9 protein-coding genes are annotated in these 15,642 nt (G+C 76.6%); 8 read left to right on the plus strand and 1 reads right to left on the minus strand.

Annotated features, from left to right (window positions below):
• Window positions 1-91: 91 nt before the first annotated feature.
• From dhbC to MCM47_RS16205, 5 genes are all read left to right on the plus strand, one after another.
• On the plus strand, window positions 92-1,294 hold the full coding sequence (gene dhbC / locus MCM47_RS16185) for an isochorismate synthase DhbC (RefSeq protein ID WP_374209155.1): 1,203 nt from the start codon (window positions 92-94) through the stop codon (window positions 1,292-1,294).
• Between the two features lie 98 nt (window positions 1,295-1,392).
• Window positions 1,393-3,087 (plus strand): (2,3-dihydroxybenzoyl)adenylate synthase, encoded by a 1,695-nt coding sequence (locus tag MCM47_RS16190; protein WP_238862646.1) that lies wholly within the window; start codon window positions 1,393-1,395, stop codon window positions 3,085-3,087.
• A 19-nt stretch (window positions 3,088-3,106) separates the two neighbouring features.
• Window positions 3,107-3,790: an isochorismatase family protein gene (locus MCM47_RS16195; RefSeq protein WP_238862324.1), complete on the plus strand. Its 684-nt coding sequence runs from the start codon at window positions 3,107-3,109 to the stop codon at window positions 3,788-3,790.
• Window positions 3,791-3,795: 5 nt separating this feature from the next.
• A complete protein-coding gene (locus MCM47_RS16200; RefSeq protein ID WP_238862325.1) occupies window positions 3,796-4,020 on the plus strand; it encodes a phosphopantetheine-binding protein in 225 nt (74 codons plus the stop codon).
• Window positions 4,020-4,811: an AMP-binding protein gene (locus tag MCM47_RS16205; protein ID WP_238862326.1), complete on the plus strand. Its 792-nt coding sequence runs from the start codon at window positions 4,020-4,022 to the stop codon at window positions 4,809-4,811. The genes MCM47_RS16200 and MCM47_RS16205 overlap by 1 nt, the downstream gene beginning before the upstream one ends.
• Before the next feature lie 21 nt (window positions 4,812-4,832).
• Here MCM47_RS16205 and MCM47_RS16210 read toward each other — a convergent pair whose 3' ends face one another.
• Window positions 4,833-6,152 (minus strand): M20 family metallopeptidase, encoded by a 1,320-nt coding sequence (locus tag MCM47_RS16210; protein WP_238862327.1) that lies wholly within the window; start codon window positions 6,150-6,152, stop codon window positions 4,833-4,835.
• Window positions 6,153-6,273: 121 nt separating this feature from the next.
• Here MCM47_RS16210 and MCM47_RS16215 point away from each other — a divergent pair, with 121 nt between their 5' ends.
• The 3 genes from MCM47_RS16215 to MCM47_RS16225 are packed head-to-tail and all read left to right on the plus strand — an operon-like array spanning window position 6,274 to window position 15,168.
• Entirely contained in the window at window positions 6,274-13,563 is a 7,290-nt protein-coding gene (locus MCM47_RS16215) for a non-ribosomal peptide synthetase (protein WP_238862328.1), read from the plus strand.
• A complete protein-coding gene (locus MCM47_RS16220; protein WP_238862329.1) occupies window positions 13,556-13,753 on the plus strand; it encodes an MbtH family protein in 198 nt (65 codons plus the stop codon). Before MCM47_RS16215 ends, MCM47_RS16220 begins: the two co-directional genes overlap by 8 nt.
• Window positions 13,738-15,168, plus strand: coding sequence for a DHA2 family efflux MFS transporter permease subunit (locus tag MCM47_RS16225; protein WP_374209142.1), 1,431 nt, complete (start codon window positions 13,738-13,740; stop codon window positions 15,166-15,168). The genes MCM47_RS16220 and MCM47_RS16225 overlap by 16 nt, the downstream gene beginning before the upstream one ends.
• Window positions 15,169-15,642: the final 474 nt, after the last annotated feature.

A 15,642-nucleotide genomic window follows, 5' to 3' on the forward strand; every position in this document is an offset into this window, starting at 1 on the left:
CGGGGTCCGGGCTCCGAGCCGGCCCCCACCACCCCACCACCCGCCGGCCGGAGTCACACGCAGCGCCCGGCGGCCATTCGCAGACTGGAGAATCCAGGTGACCACGGTGCACCACGCCCCCGCCGGGACGGACCCCACCGTCATCGGCGCGGCCAGCGGGCTGCTGGGCCAGTACCGGGCCGCGCCCGACGAGGCGTTCTTCGCCTCCCCGACCCGCACGCTGCTCACCGACGGCGTGCACGTCCGGGTGCCGCAGGACGGGCGCCCGCTGCCCGTCCGGGTCACCGACACGCTCGCCCGCGCCCGCCGGGACGGGCTCGAACGACCGCTGGTGGTGGGCGCGGTGGCGTTCGACCACGACAGTCGCGCCGAACTGGCCGTGCCTGCGCGGGTCCGCCGCTGCGGCGCGCTGCGCGACGACCCGCTGATCGCGCTGCCCGCCCCGGCCGCGGACCGGGTCGAGTGGCAGGTCCGGTCCGTCCCCGCCCCGGAGGCCTACGGAGCAGGCGTCGCGGAGGCCGTGCGGCGCCTGCGGGCCGGCGAGCTGGACAAGGTGGTGCTCGCCCGCACGCTGGAGCTGACCGCAGGCCGCCCGCTCGACCTGCCCGCGATCCTCCAGAGACTGGCCCGCCGCGACCCGGGCGGCTACACCTTCGCCCTCCCGGCCGGCTCCGGCCGGACGCTGATCGGCGCCAGCCCCGAGTTGCTGCTCTCCCGCCGCGGCACGGCCGTCCTGGCCAACCCGCTGGCCGGTTCGGTGCCGCGCAGCGCCGACCTCGGGGAGGACGTGCGCCGCGCCGCCGCACTGCTGGAGTCACCCAAGGACCTGCACGAGCACGCCGTCGTGGTCGACGCGATCCGCGCCGCGCTGGCCCCGTACTGCCGGACGCTGGACGTGCCGGCGCGGCCGACCCTGGTCCGCACCGCCGCCATGTGGCACCTCGCCACCACCGTCACCGCCGAGCTGGCCGACCCGGCCGTCTCCGCGCTGGAGCTGGCCACCGCACTGCACCCGACCCCGGCCGTCTGCGGCGCGCCGACGCCGCTGGCGCGCCGCGCGATCGGTGAGATCGAGCCCTTCGACCGCGGCCTCTACGCCGGGATGGTCGGCTGGGGCGACGCGGACGGCGACGGCGAGTGGGTGGTCACCCTGCGCTGCGCCGAGGCGGACGAGCGGACCCTGCGGGTCTACGCGGGGGCGGGTGTCGTCGCCGAGTCCCGCCCCGAGGCCGAACTCGCCGAGACCAGCGCCAAGTTCCGGACCTTCCTGGATGCCGCGGGGGTGCCGCGATGAGCGCCGGGAGCAAGGACCTGACGGGCGCCGGGGCGTTCGGCGAGGTGTCCGGTACGGTGCCGGACGGCGGCGTCGACCCCGCCTCGGCCGCCGACCCGATGGCCGAAGTACTGGCCGGCTTCACCCCCTACCCGGCGGAGTTCGCCGAGCGCTACCGGGCCGCCGGCCACTGGCGCGGCGAGACCTTCGGCCGGATGCTGCGCGAGCGCGCCGCCGCCCACGGCGAGCGCATCGCGATCACCGATCCCGCCGGTCACGTCGGGCCGGGCAGCCCCGACGGGGTCGGCGGCCCGCGCCACTGGAGCTACGCCGAACTCGACCGCCGAGCCGACCGGATGGCCGCCGGCCTGCTCGCCCGGGGTATCGGCCGCGGCGACCGGGTGGTGGTCCAACTCCCCAACGTGGCCGAGTTCTTCGAGGTGGTCTTCGCGCTCTTCCGGATCGGCGCCCTGCCGGTCTTCGCGCTGCCCGCCCACCGCTACACCGAGATCTCCTACTTCTGCTCCTTCACCCGGGCGGCCGGCTATGTGGTCCCGGCCGCCGAGGGCGGCTTCGACTACCGCGGACTGGCCGACCGGATCAAGGCGGAGACCGCGTCGCTGCGGCTGGTGCTGGTCGCCGGCGAGGACCCGGGGGAGCACGTCCGGCTGGCCGACGTGCCGATTGACGGCCCGGGCCCGACCGTCGAACCGCAGCCGGCGGACGTCGCCTTCCTGCAACTGTCCGGCGGCAGCACCGGCGTGCCCAAGCTGATCCCGCGCACCCACGACGACTACATCCACTCGCTGCGCGGCTCGGTGGAGATCTGCGGCCAGGACGAGCGGAGCGTCTACCTCTGCGCGCTGCCGGCCGCGCACAACTTCCCGCTCAGCTCGCCGGGTTCGCTCGGCACGTTGTACGCGGGCGGCCGGGTGGTGCTCTGCCCGCAGCCCGGCCCGGAGACGGCGTTCCCGCTGATCGAGCGCGAGGGCGTGACCATCACCGGCCTCGTGCCGCCGTTGGCACTGCTCTGGCTGGACGCCGCCGAGCGGCGGACGGCGGCGGGGGAGCCGGCCGGGCTGGCGAGCCTGGAGGTGCTGCTGGTCGGCGGCGCCAAGTTCAGCGAGGAGGCGGCCCGCCGGGTCCGGCCGGTGCTGGGCTGCACGCTCCAGCAGGTGTTCGGCATGGCCGAGGGGCTGGTCAACTACACCCGGCTGGACGACCCGGAGGAGGTGATCGTCACCACTCAGGGGCGGCCCATCTCCCCCGACGACGAGGTCCGGGTGGTCGACGACGAGGACCGCGACGTGCCCGACGGCACCACCGGCCACCTGCTCACCCGCGGTCCGTACACCATCCGCGGCTACTGGAACGCGCCCGAGCACAACCGCAGCTCCTTCACCGCGGACGGCTTCTACCGCACCGGCGACCTCGTCCGGCGCACCGCCACCGGTCACCTGGTGGTCGAGGGGCGGGCGAAGGACCAGATCAACCGCGGCGGCGAGAAGGTCGCCGCGGAGGAGATCGAGAACCACCTGCTGGCCCACCCGGCCGTGCACGACGCGGCCGTGGTCTCGATGCCCGACCCCTACCTCGGCGAGCGCACCTGCGCGTACGTGGTGCTGCGCGAGAGCGACCGCGAACGACCCCCGAAGCCGGTCGAGTTGAAGCGGTTCGTGCGACAGCGCGGACTGGCCGACTACAAGGTGCCGGACCGGGTGGAGTTCGTCGACGCGTTCCCCGCCACCGGGATCGGCAAGGTCAGCAAGAAGGACCTGCGGGCCGCCGTCGCGGCCGCCCTCACCACCCCCTGAGACCGAAGGAAGCACCGCCGTGGGCCTGCCCCGCATCCCCTCCTATCCCATGCCCGCCGCCGGCGAGCTCCCCGCCAACCGGGTCGCCTGGACGGTCGACCCGTCGCGCGCCGTGCTGCTGGTGCACGACCTGCAGAACCACTTCCTGGACGCCTTCGACACCGGCGCGGCGCCGGTCACCGAGCTGTTCGCCAACGTCAACCGGCTGCGCGAGCAGGCCGGGCGCCTCGGCATCCCGGTCGTCTACTCGGCGCAGCCCGGCGGCCAGAGCCCGGACCAGCGAGGGCTCCAGCAGGACTTCTGGGGTCCCGGCATCCCGGACGACCCGCGCGCGGCGGCCGTCGCCGACGCCGTCGCCCCGGGCGAGCGGGACGTCCTGCTGACCAAGTGGAAGTACAGCGCCTTCGTCCGCACCGACCTGGCCGAGCTGCTGCGCGCCCAGGGCCGCGACCAGCTGGTGATCACCGGCGTCTACGCGCACATCGGCGTGCAGGCCACCGCCTGCGACGCCTGGATGCGCGACATCGAGGCCTTCGTGGTGGCCGACGCGGTCGCCGACTTCGGCGCGGACGAGCACCGCGCCGCCCTCGCCTGGGTGGCCGGCCGCTGCGGCGTGGTCACCACCGCGGACGCCGTCCTCGGCGCCGCCCGGTCCGGCGACGACGCCGAACCCGAAGCACGTCGAAGGGAAGTGGGGAAGTGACGGGCATGGCCTTCACCGTGGAGCGCATCCGGGCCGAGGTGGCCGACCTGCTGGGCGAGGACCCGGCGGACATCCCGCTGGACGAGAACCTGGTCGACTGGGGCCTGGACTCGGTCCGGCTGATGGCCCTGGCCGAGCGGTGGCGGGCGGACGGCGCCGAGGTGTCCTTCCCGCAGCTGGCCGAGCGGCCGGCCGTGGAGGCCTGGGCCGAGCTGCTGGGCGCGTCCTGATGGACCCGGCCGACGTGCTGACGCCGGGCGAGGCGCCGGTGAAGCGGCCGCCGACCACCGTGGTCGGCCCGGTCGAGGCGCAGGCGGCCCGGACGCCCGAGGCGCCCGCGCTGCTGTTCGCGGACGGCGCGCAGGTGTCGTACGGCGAGCTGAACGCGGGCGCCAACCGGTTGGCGCGGCACCTGGCGGGCCTCGGCGCCCGCCCCGGCGCGGTCGTCGGCCTGGCGCTCGCCCGGCCGGCCGACGTGGTGCCGGCACTGCTGGCGATCGCCAAGTCCGGTGCCGCGTACCTGCCGTTGGACCCGGGAGACGCCCCCGGCCGGCTGGCTTGGCTGTGCGCCGACGCCGAGCCGGTCGCCGTCCTGGGGGAGGGTGTGCCCGGCGCGGTCCGGCCCGGACCGGCCGAGCTGGCGGCCGAGCTGGCCACCGACCCGCCGCGCGCGCTGACGCCGCAGCATCCGCTCTGCCTGGGCTACGGCCCCGGCGGGCGGCCGGCGGGCGTCGCGCTGACCCACGGCGAGGCGGACCGGCGGGTACGCGAGCTGCAGGCCGCCTACCGGCTCGGACCGGGTGACCGCGTGCTGCAGCTGGGTCTGCCGCTCTGGGAGTTCTTCTGGCCGCTGCGGACCGGTGCGGCGCTGGTGCTGGCCGGTCCGGACCGGCCGGCCGACGTGGGCGGGCTGGTCCGGGAGCTGGGCGTCACCGCGCTGCGGGCGGCCCCGGCGGTCCTCGGTGGCCTGCTCCCGGAGCCCGGTCCGGCGCCGGTGCACGTCCTGCTCGGCCGCGACTGACGCGGCGCCGGGGCGGGGCGGTCAGCGGCCGGCCGCGCCCGCGTGGCCGGCCGCGAGGTCGGCCGCCGTCCAGGCCATCCCGACCGCGCCGTCCAGCACGGCGCGATCGGCCTCGGGGGAGACGGCCGCCTCGGCGAAGGCCGGCTCGTGCGGTGCGCAGGCGCCGCCGGTGATGTCCAGCACCGGGTGGATCGCGGGGAGCACGTGCGAGACGTTGCCCATGTCGGTGCAGGCGAACGGCCCGCTCTCGACCGGCTCCGGCCGGCCCAGCGCGCGGGCGTTGGCGCGCCAGAGCGCGAGCAGGCCGGCGTCGCTGCGGAAGTCCAGGTAGTCCGGTTCCGGCCGGGTCAGCTCGACCTCGCAGCCGGTGGCCAGGGCGCCGGCGCGGAAGCAGTCCTCCACCCGGGTGCGCAGCTGCGCCAGGTCCTCGGCGGCCGAGGCGCGGATCTCGTACTCGGCGGTGGCGGTGTCCGGGATCAGGTTGGGCGCCGTCCCGGCGGCGGTGGTGATGCCGTGCACCCGCCAGTTCGGCGGCAACTGCTGGCGCAGCAGGCCGAGCGCGACCTGGGCGACGGTGAGTGCGTCGGCCGCGTTGCGGCCCTCGTGCGGATTGAGGCTGGGGTGGGCCGCGCGTCCGGTGTAGCGGACGGCGAGGGTGCCGAGGGCGAAGGAGCGGAAGTCGGCGACCTCGACCGGGCAGGGGTGGACCATCATCGCGGCGTCCACGCCGGCGAAGGCCCCGGCGTCCAGCAGCAGCGCCTTCCCGGCGCCGCGCTCCTCGGCCGGGGCGCCGATCACCCGGACGGTGAGCCCGAGCCGGTCCGCGTGGGGCGCGAGGCCGAGCGCGGCGCCCAGACCGGCGGCGGCGATCACGTTGTGACCGCAGGCGTGGCCGAGCCCGGGCAGCGCGTCGTACTCGCAGACCAGGGCGACGGTCACCGGCCCGGAGCCGGTGGTGGCGGTGAACGCGGTCGGCAGGCCGTGCGCGGGCGCGGTGACCGTGTAGCCGTGGTCGCGCAGCAGCTCGGCGCACCAGGCGGCGGCGCGGTGCTCCTCGAACGCGGTCTCGGGGTGGGCGTGGAGGCGGCGGCTGAGGGCGAGCAGCTCGTCGCGGTGCGCGTGGACGCGCTCGCGCACGGCGGCCTTGAGACCGGCCCGTTCGAGCGCGGCCACACCCGCAGCGGCCACACCCGCAGCGGCTGCACCTGCGTCGGTGGCACCCGCGTCGGTGGCACCCGCGCCGGCCGCACCGCCCCCGCCCGCGGCCGTGTCCCCGCGCGCCGGCGCAGCGGTCTCCGGCGCGGTCCCGGGGCCGGGCGGGTTCGCGTTCAGGGGGGACATCGGCGCCTCCGGAGGCGTCAGGGCCCGTGCTGTGACAGGCGGTTGACCAGACGATATGTAGATAGCTTAGGCTAACCTAAGTAGGCGTTCCGTTCGCCGGACCCGAGGAGCTCTCAGAACCATGCGTCCCCACCAGGCCGCGTCCGACCCCGTCGCCGATCCCGCCGCCGACGTACCGCTGCTCGCCACCCAGGCGGCGATCTGGTACGCCCAGGCGCTCGACCCCGGCAGCCCGGTCTACAACACCGGCGACGCCGTGGAGATCGTCGGCCCGCTCGACGCCGACCTCTTCGAGGGAGCCCTCCGGCAGGCCGTCGGCGAGGCGGACGCGCTGGGCGCGGTGGTCGTCGCCGCCGAGGACGGCGCCCCGCGCCAGCGCCTGCAGCCCGGCCGGCCCTGGCCGCTGCACCGGCTCGACCTGCGCGCCGCCGCCGACCCGGACGCCGAGGCCGAGGCCTGGATGCGGGCGGACCTGGCCGGGCCCGTCGACCTCACCGAGGGCCCGCTGTTCGCCCAGGCCCTGATCCGGCTCGGGGAGGACCGCCACTGGTGGTACCGGCGCGTCCACCACCTGGCCGTGGACGCCTATGCGCTCACCCTGATCGGCCACCGGGTCGCCGAGCTGTACACCGCGTACGTCGCCGGGGAGCGGCCCGGCGGGCGCACGTTCGCCACCCCGGCCGAGGTCGCCGCCGAGGAGGCCGCCTACCGCGACAGCGCCGACCACGCCGCGGACCAGGCGTTCTGGCGCGACCGGCTGGCCGGCGCCGAGGCGCCCGCCACGCTCCCCGTGCTGCCCGCCGTCGCGGCCGGCGCCCCGGCCACCGAGGCCGGCGCCGGCCGGCTCCCGCGCCTGGCCGCCGAGTCGCCCGCCGGCACGCTCGCCCGTCTGGAGCGCGCCGCCGGCGCCGTCCGGGCCACCTGGGCCGAGCTGGTCATCGCCGCCATGGCCGGCTACCTGCACCGCCTGGCCGGCACCGAGGACGTCGTGCTCGGCCTGCCACTGGCCAACCGCCGCGGGCCGGCGGCCCTGCGCACCCCGGTCGCCACCGCCAACGTGCTGCCGCTGCGCCTCGCCGTCCGCCCCCGGGACACCGCCGCCGACCTGCTGCGCCGCGTCGTCCTGGAGCTGCGCGCCGTCCGCCGCCACCAGCGCTACCCGCTGGAGGACCTGCGCCGCGACCTCGCGCTCACCGGCGAGCGGAGCGCCCTGTTCGGCCCGATGGTCAACATCAAGGCGTTCGAGCGCGACCTCGACCTGGCCGGCCTGCCCGGCACCGTCCGCAACCTCGCCGCCGGCCCGGTCGACGACCTGGCCCTCGCCGTCTCGCCCGGGCCCGGCGGCGCCCTGCGCCTCCTCCTGGAGGCCGACCCGGCACGCTACGGCACCGACGCGCTCGCCGCCCACCGGGACGGCCTGCTCCGCTACCTCGACGGGCTCGCGGAGCTGCTGCTGACCGACCCGCAGACGCCGATCGCCCGCATCGACCTGTTGGACGCCGACGCGCTGCGCCACGCCACGGCCGGCCGCGCCGAACCCGCCGGCACCCGCACCGTGCCGGCGCTCTTCGCCGAGCAGGCCGCCCGCACCCCGGACGCCGTCGCCCTGCGGTGCGGCGGATCCGTGCTCACCTTCGCCGAGCTGGACGCCGCCGCGGACCGCCTCGCCCACCGCCTGTCCGCCCTCGGGGTCCGCGCCGGGGCGCCCGTCGCACTCGCCCTGCCGCGCAGCGCCGACACCCTCGTCGCCGTGCTCGCGGTGCTCAAGGCCGGCGGCGCCTGCCTCTCGCTGGACCTCGCCCACCCGCGCCGGCGGATCGCGGACGTCCTGGCCGACGCCCGCCCGGTCTGCGCCGTCGGCACGGCCGCCACCCTCGCGGCGCTCCCGGGCGGTCCGGACGGCCTCGACGCCCCGGACGGCTCCGGCGGTACGGGCCGGCCCGCCGTCGCCCTCGACGACCCGGCCGTCCGGGCCGACCTCGGGCTGCTGCCCGGTGCCCCGCCCCCCGCCCCCGCACCGAACGCCGGGCGGCCGCTGCCCGGACCTGCCCTCGACCAGGCCGCCTACCTGCTGCACACCTCCGGATCCACCGGCCGTCCCAAGGGCGTCGTGGTCACCCACGCCTCGCTCGCCAACCTGCACGCCGGCCACGGCGAGGACCACATCGCCCCCGCCCTCGCCCGCACCGGCCGCACCCGGCTGCGCGTCGCCCACAGCGCCTCGTTCGCCTTCGACGCCTCCTGGGACCCGGTGCTGTGGATGGTCCACGGCCACGAACTGCACCTGCTGGACGACGACACCTACCGCGATCCGGCCGCCCTGGCCCGCTACGTCGACCGGGAGCGCATCGACTACCTGGACGTCACCCCCTCCTACCTCGAAGTCCTCCTCGCCGAAGGTCTGCTGGACGAGGGCCGGCACCGGCCGGCGGTGCTCGTGGTCGGTGGCGAGGCCACCCCCGACGCCCTCTGGCGGCGGCTGGCCGCCATCGACGGCCTCGCCCCGCTCAACCTCTACGGACCCACCGAGACCACCGTCGACGCCTACTCCTGGACCCCCGGGCCGGACGGCACCCCCGTCGGCCGGGTGGTCCGCGGCTCCCGTGCCTACGTCCTGGACGCCTCGCTGCGCCCCGCCCCCGACGGCGTCCCCGGTGAGCTCTACGTGGCCGGCGCCTGCCTGGCCCGCGGCTACCTCGGCCGCCCCGACCTCACCGCCGAGCGCTTCCTCGCCGACCCGTTCGGCCCGCCCGGCGGCCGGATGTACCGCACCGGCGACCTCGCCCGCCGCCGGGCCGACGGCACCCTGGAGTTCCTCGGCCGCGCCGACGACCAGGTGAAGATCCGCGGCTTCCGGATCGAGCCCGGCGAGATCGCCGCCGTCCTCGGCGGGCTCCCGGAGGTGGCGCACGCCGTCGTGATCGCCCGGCCGGGCCCGCAGGGCAAGCGGCTGCTCGGCTACGCCGTCCCCGCACCCGGTGCCGCGCCCGACCCGGACGCGCTGCGCGCCGCCCTCGCCGAACGGCTGCCCGCGCACATGGTGCCCGCGGCCGTCCTGGTCCTGGACGAGCTGCCGCGCACCGGCAACGACAAGCTCGACCGGCGCGCCCTGCCCGAGCCGGCCGCCGCGGCGCCGGCGGGCGACGACGACGCGCCGGCCACTCCCCAGGAGGAGGTGGTCCGCGGCCTGTTCGCCGCCGTCCTGAGCCTGCCCGAGGCCCCCGGCCGGTCCGCCTCCTTCTTCGAGCTCGGCGGCCACTCGCTGCTGGCCGGCCGGCTGACCGCCCGCCTGCGCGAGACCCTCGGCGCGGCCGTCGGCTTCGCCGACGTCTTCCGCCACCCCACCCCGGCCGCCCTCGCCGCCCTGCTGCGCGAGCGCTCGGCGCCCGAAGCGCGCCCGGTCCTGGTGCCGGCGCCGCGCGCCGAGCGGCTCCCGCTCTCGCCGGCCCAGCGCGGCCTCTGGTTCCTGCACCGGCTCGAGGGCCCCAGCCCCACCTACAACATCCCGCTGGTCCTCACCCTCACCGGCCCGCTCGACCGCGACGCCCTGGCCCGCGCCGTCACCGACCTCGCCGGCCGGCACGAGACCCTGCGCACCGTCTGCGTCGAGCCCGCCGACGGCGAGCCGTACCAGCGCGTCCTCCCGGCCACCGACGTCCCGCTGCACGACGGGGACTCGCTCGCCGAGGCCGTCCGGTACGCCTTCGACCTCGCCGCCGAACCGCCGCTGCGAGCCACGCTGTTCACCGAACCGGACGGCGGCCACACCCTGCTCCTGCTGCTCCACCACATCGCCGGCGACGGAGCCTCGACCACCCCGCTGGCCCGCGACCTGGCCGCCGCCTACGCCGCCAGGAGCGCCGGCCGCGCGCCCGAACTGCCCGAGCTCACCGTGCAGTTCGCCGACCACGTGGCCTGGCAGCGGCAGCTGCTCGGTGCCGTCGGTGCGCCCAGCCCGCTGGCCGTCCGCCAGCTCGACCACTGGCGCAAGACCCTCGCCGGCCTGCCCGACCAGCTCGACCTGCCCACCGACCGGCCGCGTCCGGCCGTCGCCGGACACCGCGGCGCCACCGTGCCGTTCACCCTGGAACCGGCCGCCCACGCCGCGCTGGCGGAGCTCGCCCGCGACACCGGCACCACCGTCTTCATGGCCGTCCAGGCCGGCCTCGCCGCACTGCTCACCCGGCACGGCTGCGGCACCGACATCCCCGTCGGCACGCCCGTCGCCGGCCGCGACAGCGAGGAGACCGCCGCCCTGGTGGGCTACTTCGTCAACTCCGTGGTGCTGCGCACCGACACCTCGGGCGACCCCACCTTCCGCACCCTGCTGGACCGGGTCCGGGCCACCGTACTGGCCGCCCACGACCATGCCGACCTGCCCTTCGACCGACTGGTGGAGGAGCTCAACCCGCCCCGCTCGCTGGCCCGGCACCCGCTGTTCCAGGTGATGCTGGCCTGGCAGAGCGTCCCCGACGCGGAGTTCGCGATGGGCGGCGGGCTCACCGCGCGGATCGCCGCCGTGCCCTCCGGCACCGCCAAGTTCGACCTCACCCTCAACGCGGGGGAGCGGGCCGGCGGCGGTCTCGCCGGTTTCCTGGAGTACCGCACCGACCTGTTCGACCGGGCCACCGTGCAGGCGCTCGCGGACCGGCTCGCCCGGTTGCTGACCGCCGCCGCCACCGCGCCCGACACCACGATCGGCCGGCTCCCGCTGATCAGCGCCGAGGAACGGCACCGGGCCCTGGTCGGGTGGAACGGCACCCCGGTCGCCACCGCCCCCGGTGCCACCCTGCCCGAGCTGTTCGAGACCGCCGCCCGCGCCAACCCGGCCGCGACCGCGGTCAGTCACCTGGGCGACAGCCTCGACTACACCGAACTCTCCGCCCGCTCCGACCGGTTGGCCCGCCTGCTGGCCGCCCGCGGCATCGGCCCCGGCGCCGTCGTCGCGCTCGCCCTGCCGCGCTCGCTCGAACTCGTCACCGCCCTGCTCGCCGTGGCCAAGTCCGGCGCGGCCTACCTGCCGCTCGACCCGGACTACCCGGCCGACCGGCTCGCCTACATGCTGGCCGACGCTGCGCCCGCCGCGCTGCTCACCGACACCGCCACCACCGACCGCCTCCCCGCCCACGGGGTGCCGCGGATCCTGGTCGACGGCGGCGAGCCGGACGCCCACCCGGCCACCCCGCTGGCCCAGCACGAGCGCACCAGGCCGCTCACCGCCGACGACGTCGCCTACGTCATCTACACCTCGGGCTCCACCGGCCGGCCCAAGGGCGTCCCGGTCACCCACCACAACGTGGTCCGGCTGTTCACCGCCACCGACCACTGGTTCGGCTTCCGCGCCGAGGACGTCTGGACGCTCTTCCACTCCTACGCCTTCGACTTCTCGGTCTGGGAGCTCTGGGGCGCCCTGCTGCACGGCGGCCGCCTGGTCGTCGTCCCGCACCTGGTCAGCCGGGACCCGGCGGCCTTCCTCGACCTGCTCGCGCGCGAACGGGTCACCGTGCTCAACCAGACCCCGTCCGCCTTCTACCAGCTCAGTGCCGCCGACCGGGAGCAACCCGGTCGCGAACTCGCCCTGCGCTACGTGGTGTTCGGCGGCGAGGCGCTCGAACTCGGCCGCCTGGACGACTGGTACGAGCGGCACGCCGACGACGCACCCGTGCTGGTCAACATGTACGGCATCACCGAGACCACCGTGCACGTCTCCCACCTCGCCCTCGACCGGGCGAGCGCCGCCGCCGGCACCGGCAGCACCATCGGCGTCAACATCCCCGACCTGCGCGTCTACGTGCTCGACCCGTACCTGCAGCCCGTCCCGCCCGGCGTCACCGGCGAGATGTACGTGGCCGGCGCCGGCCTGGCCCGCGGCTACCTCGGCCGCCCCGCGCTGAGCGCCGAACGCTTCGTCGCCGACCCGTACGCCGAGCTGTTCGGCGAGCGCGGCACCCGGATGTACCGCTCCGGCGACCTCGCCCGCCGCCGCGCGGACGGCCTCCTGGAGTACTTCGGCCGGGCCGACCAGCAGGTCAAGATCCGCGGCTTCCGGATCGAACTCGGCGAGATCGAGGCCGTGCTGGCGGCCCACCCGGGCGTCGCCGACGCCGCCGTGATCGTCCGGGAGGACGCGCCCGGTGACAGGCGCCTGGTGGGCTACGCCGTGCCGGCGCCGGCCGCCGGTGGCGCGCGACCCACCGCCGAGGAACTGCGCGCCCACTCCGCCGCCGACCTGCCGGCCCACATGGTCCCCTCCGCGGTCGTGCTGCTGGAGCAGCTGCCGCTGACCGCCAACGGCAAGCTCGACCGCCGGGCCCTGCCCGCCCCCGACGCCCCCGCGGGCGGTGGCGGACGACCCCCGCGCAACCCGCGCGAACAGCAGCTCTGCGAGCTCTTCGGCGAGGTGCTGGGCCGGCCGGCGGTCGGCCCCGAGGACGACTTCTTCGCCCTCGGCGGCCACTCCCTGCTGGTCGTCCGCCTGGCCGCCCGGATCCGCGCCGTGCTCGGCCTGGAGGTCGGCATCGGCACCCTCTTCCAGGCCCCGACGCCGGCCGCCCTCGACACCGCCCTCGCCGCGGACGTCCGCGGCGCCGACGCCCTGGACGTCCTGCTCCCGCTGCGGCCCGCCGCACCCGGCAGGCGGGCCCCGCTGTTCGCCGTCCACCCGGCCGGCGGCCTCAGCTGGTGCTACACCGGCCTGATCCGCCATCTGCCCGCCGACGTGCCGATCTACGGGCTGCAGGCCCAGGGGGTCGGCGCCGCCACCGCCGACCGGCCGCTGCCGCGGACCCTGGAGGAGCTGGCCGCCCACTACGTCGACCGGCTCCGTGAGGTCCAGCCCGACGGCCCCTACCGGCTGCTCGGCTGGTCCACCGGCGGCATCATCGCCCACGCCGTGGCCGTCCGGCTGCAGGAACTCGGTTGCGCCGTCGAGCTGCTGGCCGTCCTCGACGCCTACCCCGCCGAGGGATTCCGGGAGTTGCCGGTGCCCGACCAGGCCGAGGCCCTGGAGGCGCTGCTCACCATGGGCGGCTTCGGTCCCGCGGACCTCGACGGCCGCCCGCTCGAACTCGCCCACGTGACCGAGCTGCTGCGCCGCGAGGGCAGCCCGCTGGCCGGTCTGGACGACGCCACGGTCGAGGCGCTCAACCGGATCTACCTCAACACCAACCACCTGGTCCGCGGCTACGACCACCGCCGCTTCGAGGGCGACGTGCTGTTCTTCCGCGCCACCGTCGACACCGTCGACGAGACCCTGGTGCCCGAACTCTGGGCCCCCTACACGGCCGGCCGGATCCACAACACCGACGTCGCCTGCTCGCACAAGGACATGACCCTGCCCGAGCCGATCGCGCACATCGCGCGCGTGGTCGCCGAACACCTCGCAACCCTGGAGAACGCCACCGATGAGTGACGCCCCCGCCAACCCCTTCGACGGCGACGGCGACTTCCTCGCCCTCGTGAACGACCAGGGCCAGCACTCGCTCTGGCCGGCCTTCGCCGCCGTCCCGGCCGGCTGGACCGCCGCCCACGGGCCCTGCCCGCGCGCCGAGGCACTGGACTGGATCACCGCCCACTGGACCGACCTGTGCCCGGTACGGTGACCGGCGCCGCAGCCCCGGCCCCCGCGGCGCGCCCCCGGTTCGCCGGGCGCGTCGCGGTGGTGGTCGTCTACACGGCCGCGATGTGCATGAGCGGCCTGGACTCCACGATCGTCAACCCCGCGCTGTTCACCATCGCCGAGGACTTCGGCCGACCGGTCTCCGCCGCCAACGCGGTGGAGACCGCCTTCCTGGTCGGCCTCGCCCTCGCGCTGCCGGCGGCCGGCCGGCTCGGCGACCGGTACGGCGTCAAGCGGGTCTTCCTCGCCGCGCTGGCCGGCTTCACGCTCGCCTCCGCGCTCTGCGCCGCCGCGCCCGGCCTCGGCGCGCTCTGCGCCGCCCGGGCCGTCCAGGGCGTCGCCGGCGGGCTGCTCACCCCGGTCGGGATGACGCTGCTCTTCCGCGCCTTCGCACCGCACGAGCGCGCCGGGCTGGGCAAGGTGCTGATCGTGCCGACCGCGCTCATGCCCGCCCTCGGGCCGCCGCTCGGCGGCTTCCTCACCGAACACCTCTCCTGGCACTGGCTCTTCCTGGTGAACGTGCCGATCGGCGCGGCCGCCGTCCTCACCGGCCTGCTCGGCCTGCCCGCGGGGGAGGAGGAGCGGGCCGGCCGCTTCGACACCGCCGGCTTCCTGCTCGCCACCCCGGGCCTCGCCCTGCTCACCTACGCGCTCGGCTTCGGCCCGGCACGCGGCTGGTCCTCCCCGGCCGTCGCGACCGCCGGGGTGATCGGCCTGCTGCTGCTCGGCGCCGCAGTCCGGCACCAACTGCGCACCGAAGAGCCGCTGGTCGACCTCCGGCTGCTCGCCGACCGGGTCTTCGGTGCGGCCACCTGGCTCGCCCTGCTGACCTCGGCCGGACTGATGGGCGCATTGTTCGTCTTCCCGCTGCTCCACCAGGCGGCCCTCGGCGGCTCCGCCCTGGACGCCGGGCTGAGCGTCTTCCCGGAGGCGATCGGCCTGATGGCCGCCTCCCAGGTGGTGGACCGCCTGCTGCCCCGGACCGGCCCGCGCCGGCTCGCGGTACCGGCGCTGCTCCTCGCCGCCCTCGTGCTGGCGGTGCTCGCCGCGCCCGGCGTCGGCGGGAACGCCTGGGCGGTCCGGGCGCTGATGTTCGGCATCGGGTTGATCCTCGGCACCGCGGTGCTCACCCTGCAGATCGCGGGCTTCGCCGAGGTGGCGCCGCCCGCGATGGGCCGGGCGATGGGCCTCTTCACCATCGTCCGCACCCTGGGCGGAGCCCTCGGCATAGCCGCCACGGCCGCCCTGGTCGGCGTTCTGGCCGAGGATGGCACCCACGCGGCCGAGCCCGGCCCCTACCGGGCGGCGCTGCTGCTGACGGCGGTGCTGGTCGCCGCCGGCACGCTGGTCGCGGCCCGCCTCCCCCGCGAGGCCCCGGGCCCGCCGCCGATGGACTAGCCCGGACCGGCGCCGGGGCTTCCCAGGACGCGCGCGAGCCCGCCCCGAACCTCACGGGGCGGGCTCGCGGCGGTTTCCCGCCCGGCGTTTCCCGGGGCCGCCGCGTTTCCCCGGGATGCCGTCGGTTGCTTTCGGATGCCGTGAGGAGTTTCCGAGCCCCCGGTCGGCCGAGCAGTGGCCGAGCAGCAACGAATAATTCGCGGCCGTGGACGAATTCCTTCATAGAACAGAAGTGCGGAATATGATATGACGTTCGCTATTTCCGATGGATTTCCGGTGTCCGGGCGGGTGAACGCCGAGCGGCGGAATCCCGGCCTCCGCCGGGCGTGCGCCGGAGCCCGCCACGGGAGTTCCGGTCCGGCCGTCGCGGCTCGGTCCGGGCCGTAGCCGCACCGTCGTCGCAGGTGGAGGCGGTGTGGACCGATCGGCCGGCCACAGCGGGGCGGTCGCCCGGGGCGGCGCGCACGCGCCGCC

The organism is Kitasatospora sp. A2-31 (assembly GCF_022288725.1).
Taxonomy (GTDB): domain Bacteria; phylum Actinomycetota; class Actinomycetes; order Streptomycetales; family Streptomycetaceae; genus Kitasatospora.

Excerpts from the sequence above, each read along its gene's own strand:
- MCM47_RS16215 (WP_238862328.1), top strand. The coding sequence starts at position 6,274 with ATGCGTCCCCACCAGGCCGCGTCCGACCCCGTCGCCGATCCCGCCGCC.
- MCM47_RS16220 (WP_238862329.1), top strand. The coding sequence starts at position 13,556 with ATGAGTGACGCCCCCGCCAACCCCTTCGACGGCGACGGCGACTTCCTC.
- MCM47_RS16205 (WP_238862326.1), top strand. The coding sequence starts at position 4,020 with ATGGACCCGGCCGACGTGCTGACGCCGGGCGAGGCGCCGGTGAAGCGG.
- MCM47_RS16190 (WP_238862646.1), top strand. The coding sequence starts at position 1,393 with ATGGCCGAAGTACTGGCCGGCTTCACCCCCTACCCGGCGGAGTTCGCC.
- MCM47_RS16210 (WP_238862327.1), bottom strand. The coding sequence starts at position 6,152 with ATGTCCCCCCTGAACGCGAACCCGCCCGGCCCCGGGACCGCGCCGGAG.
- MCM47_RS16200 (WP_238862325.1), top strand. The coding sequence starts at position 3,796 with ATGGCCTTCACCGTGGAGCGCATCCGGGCCGAGGTGGCCGACCTGCTG.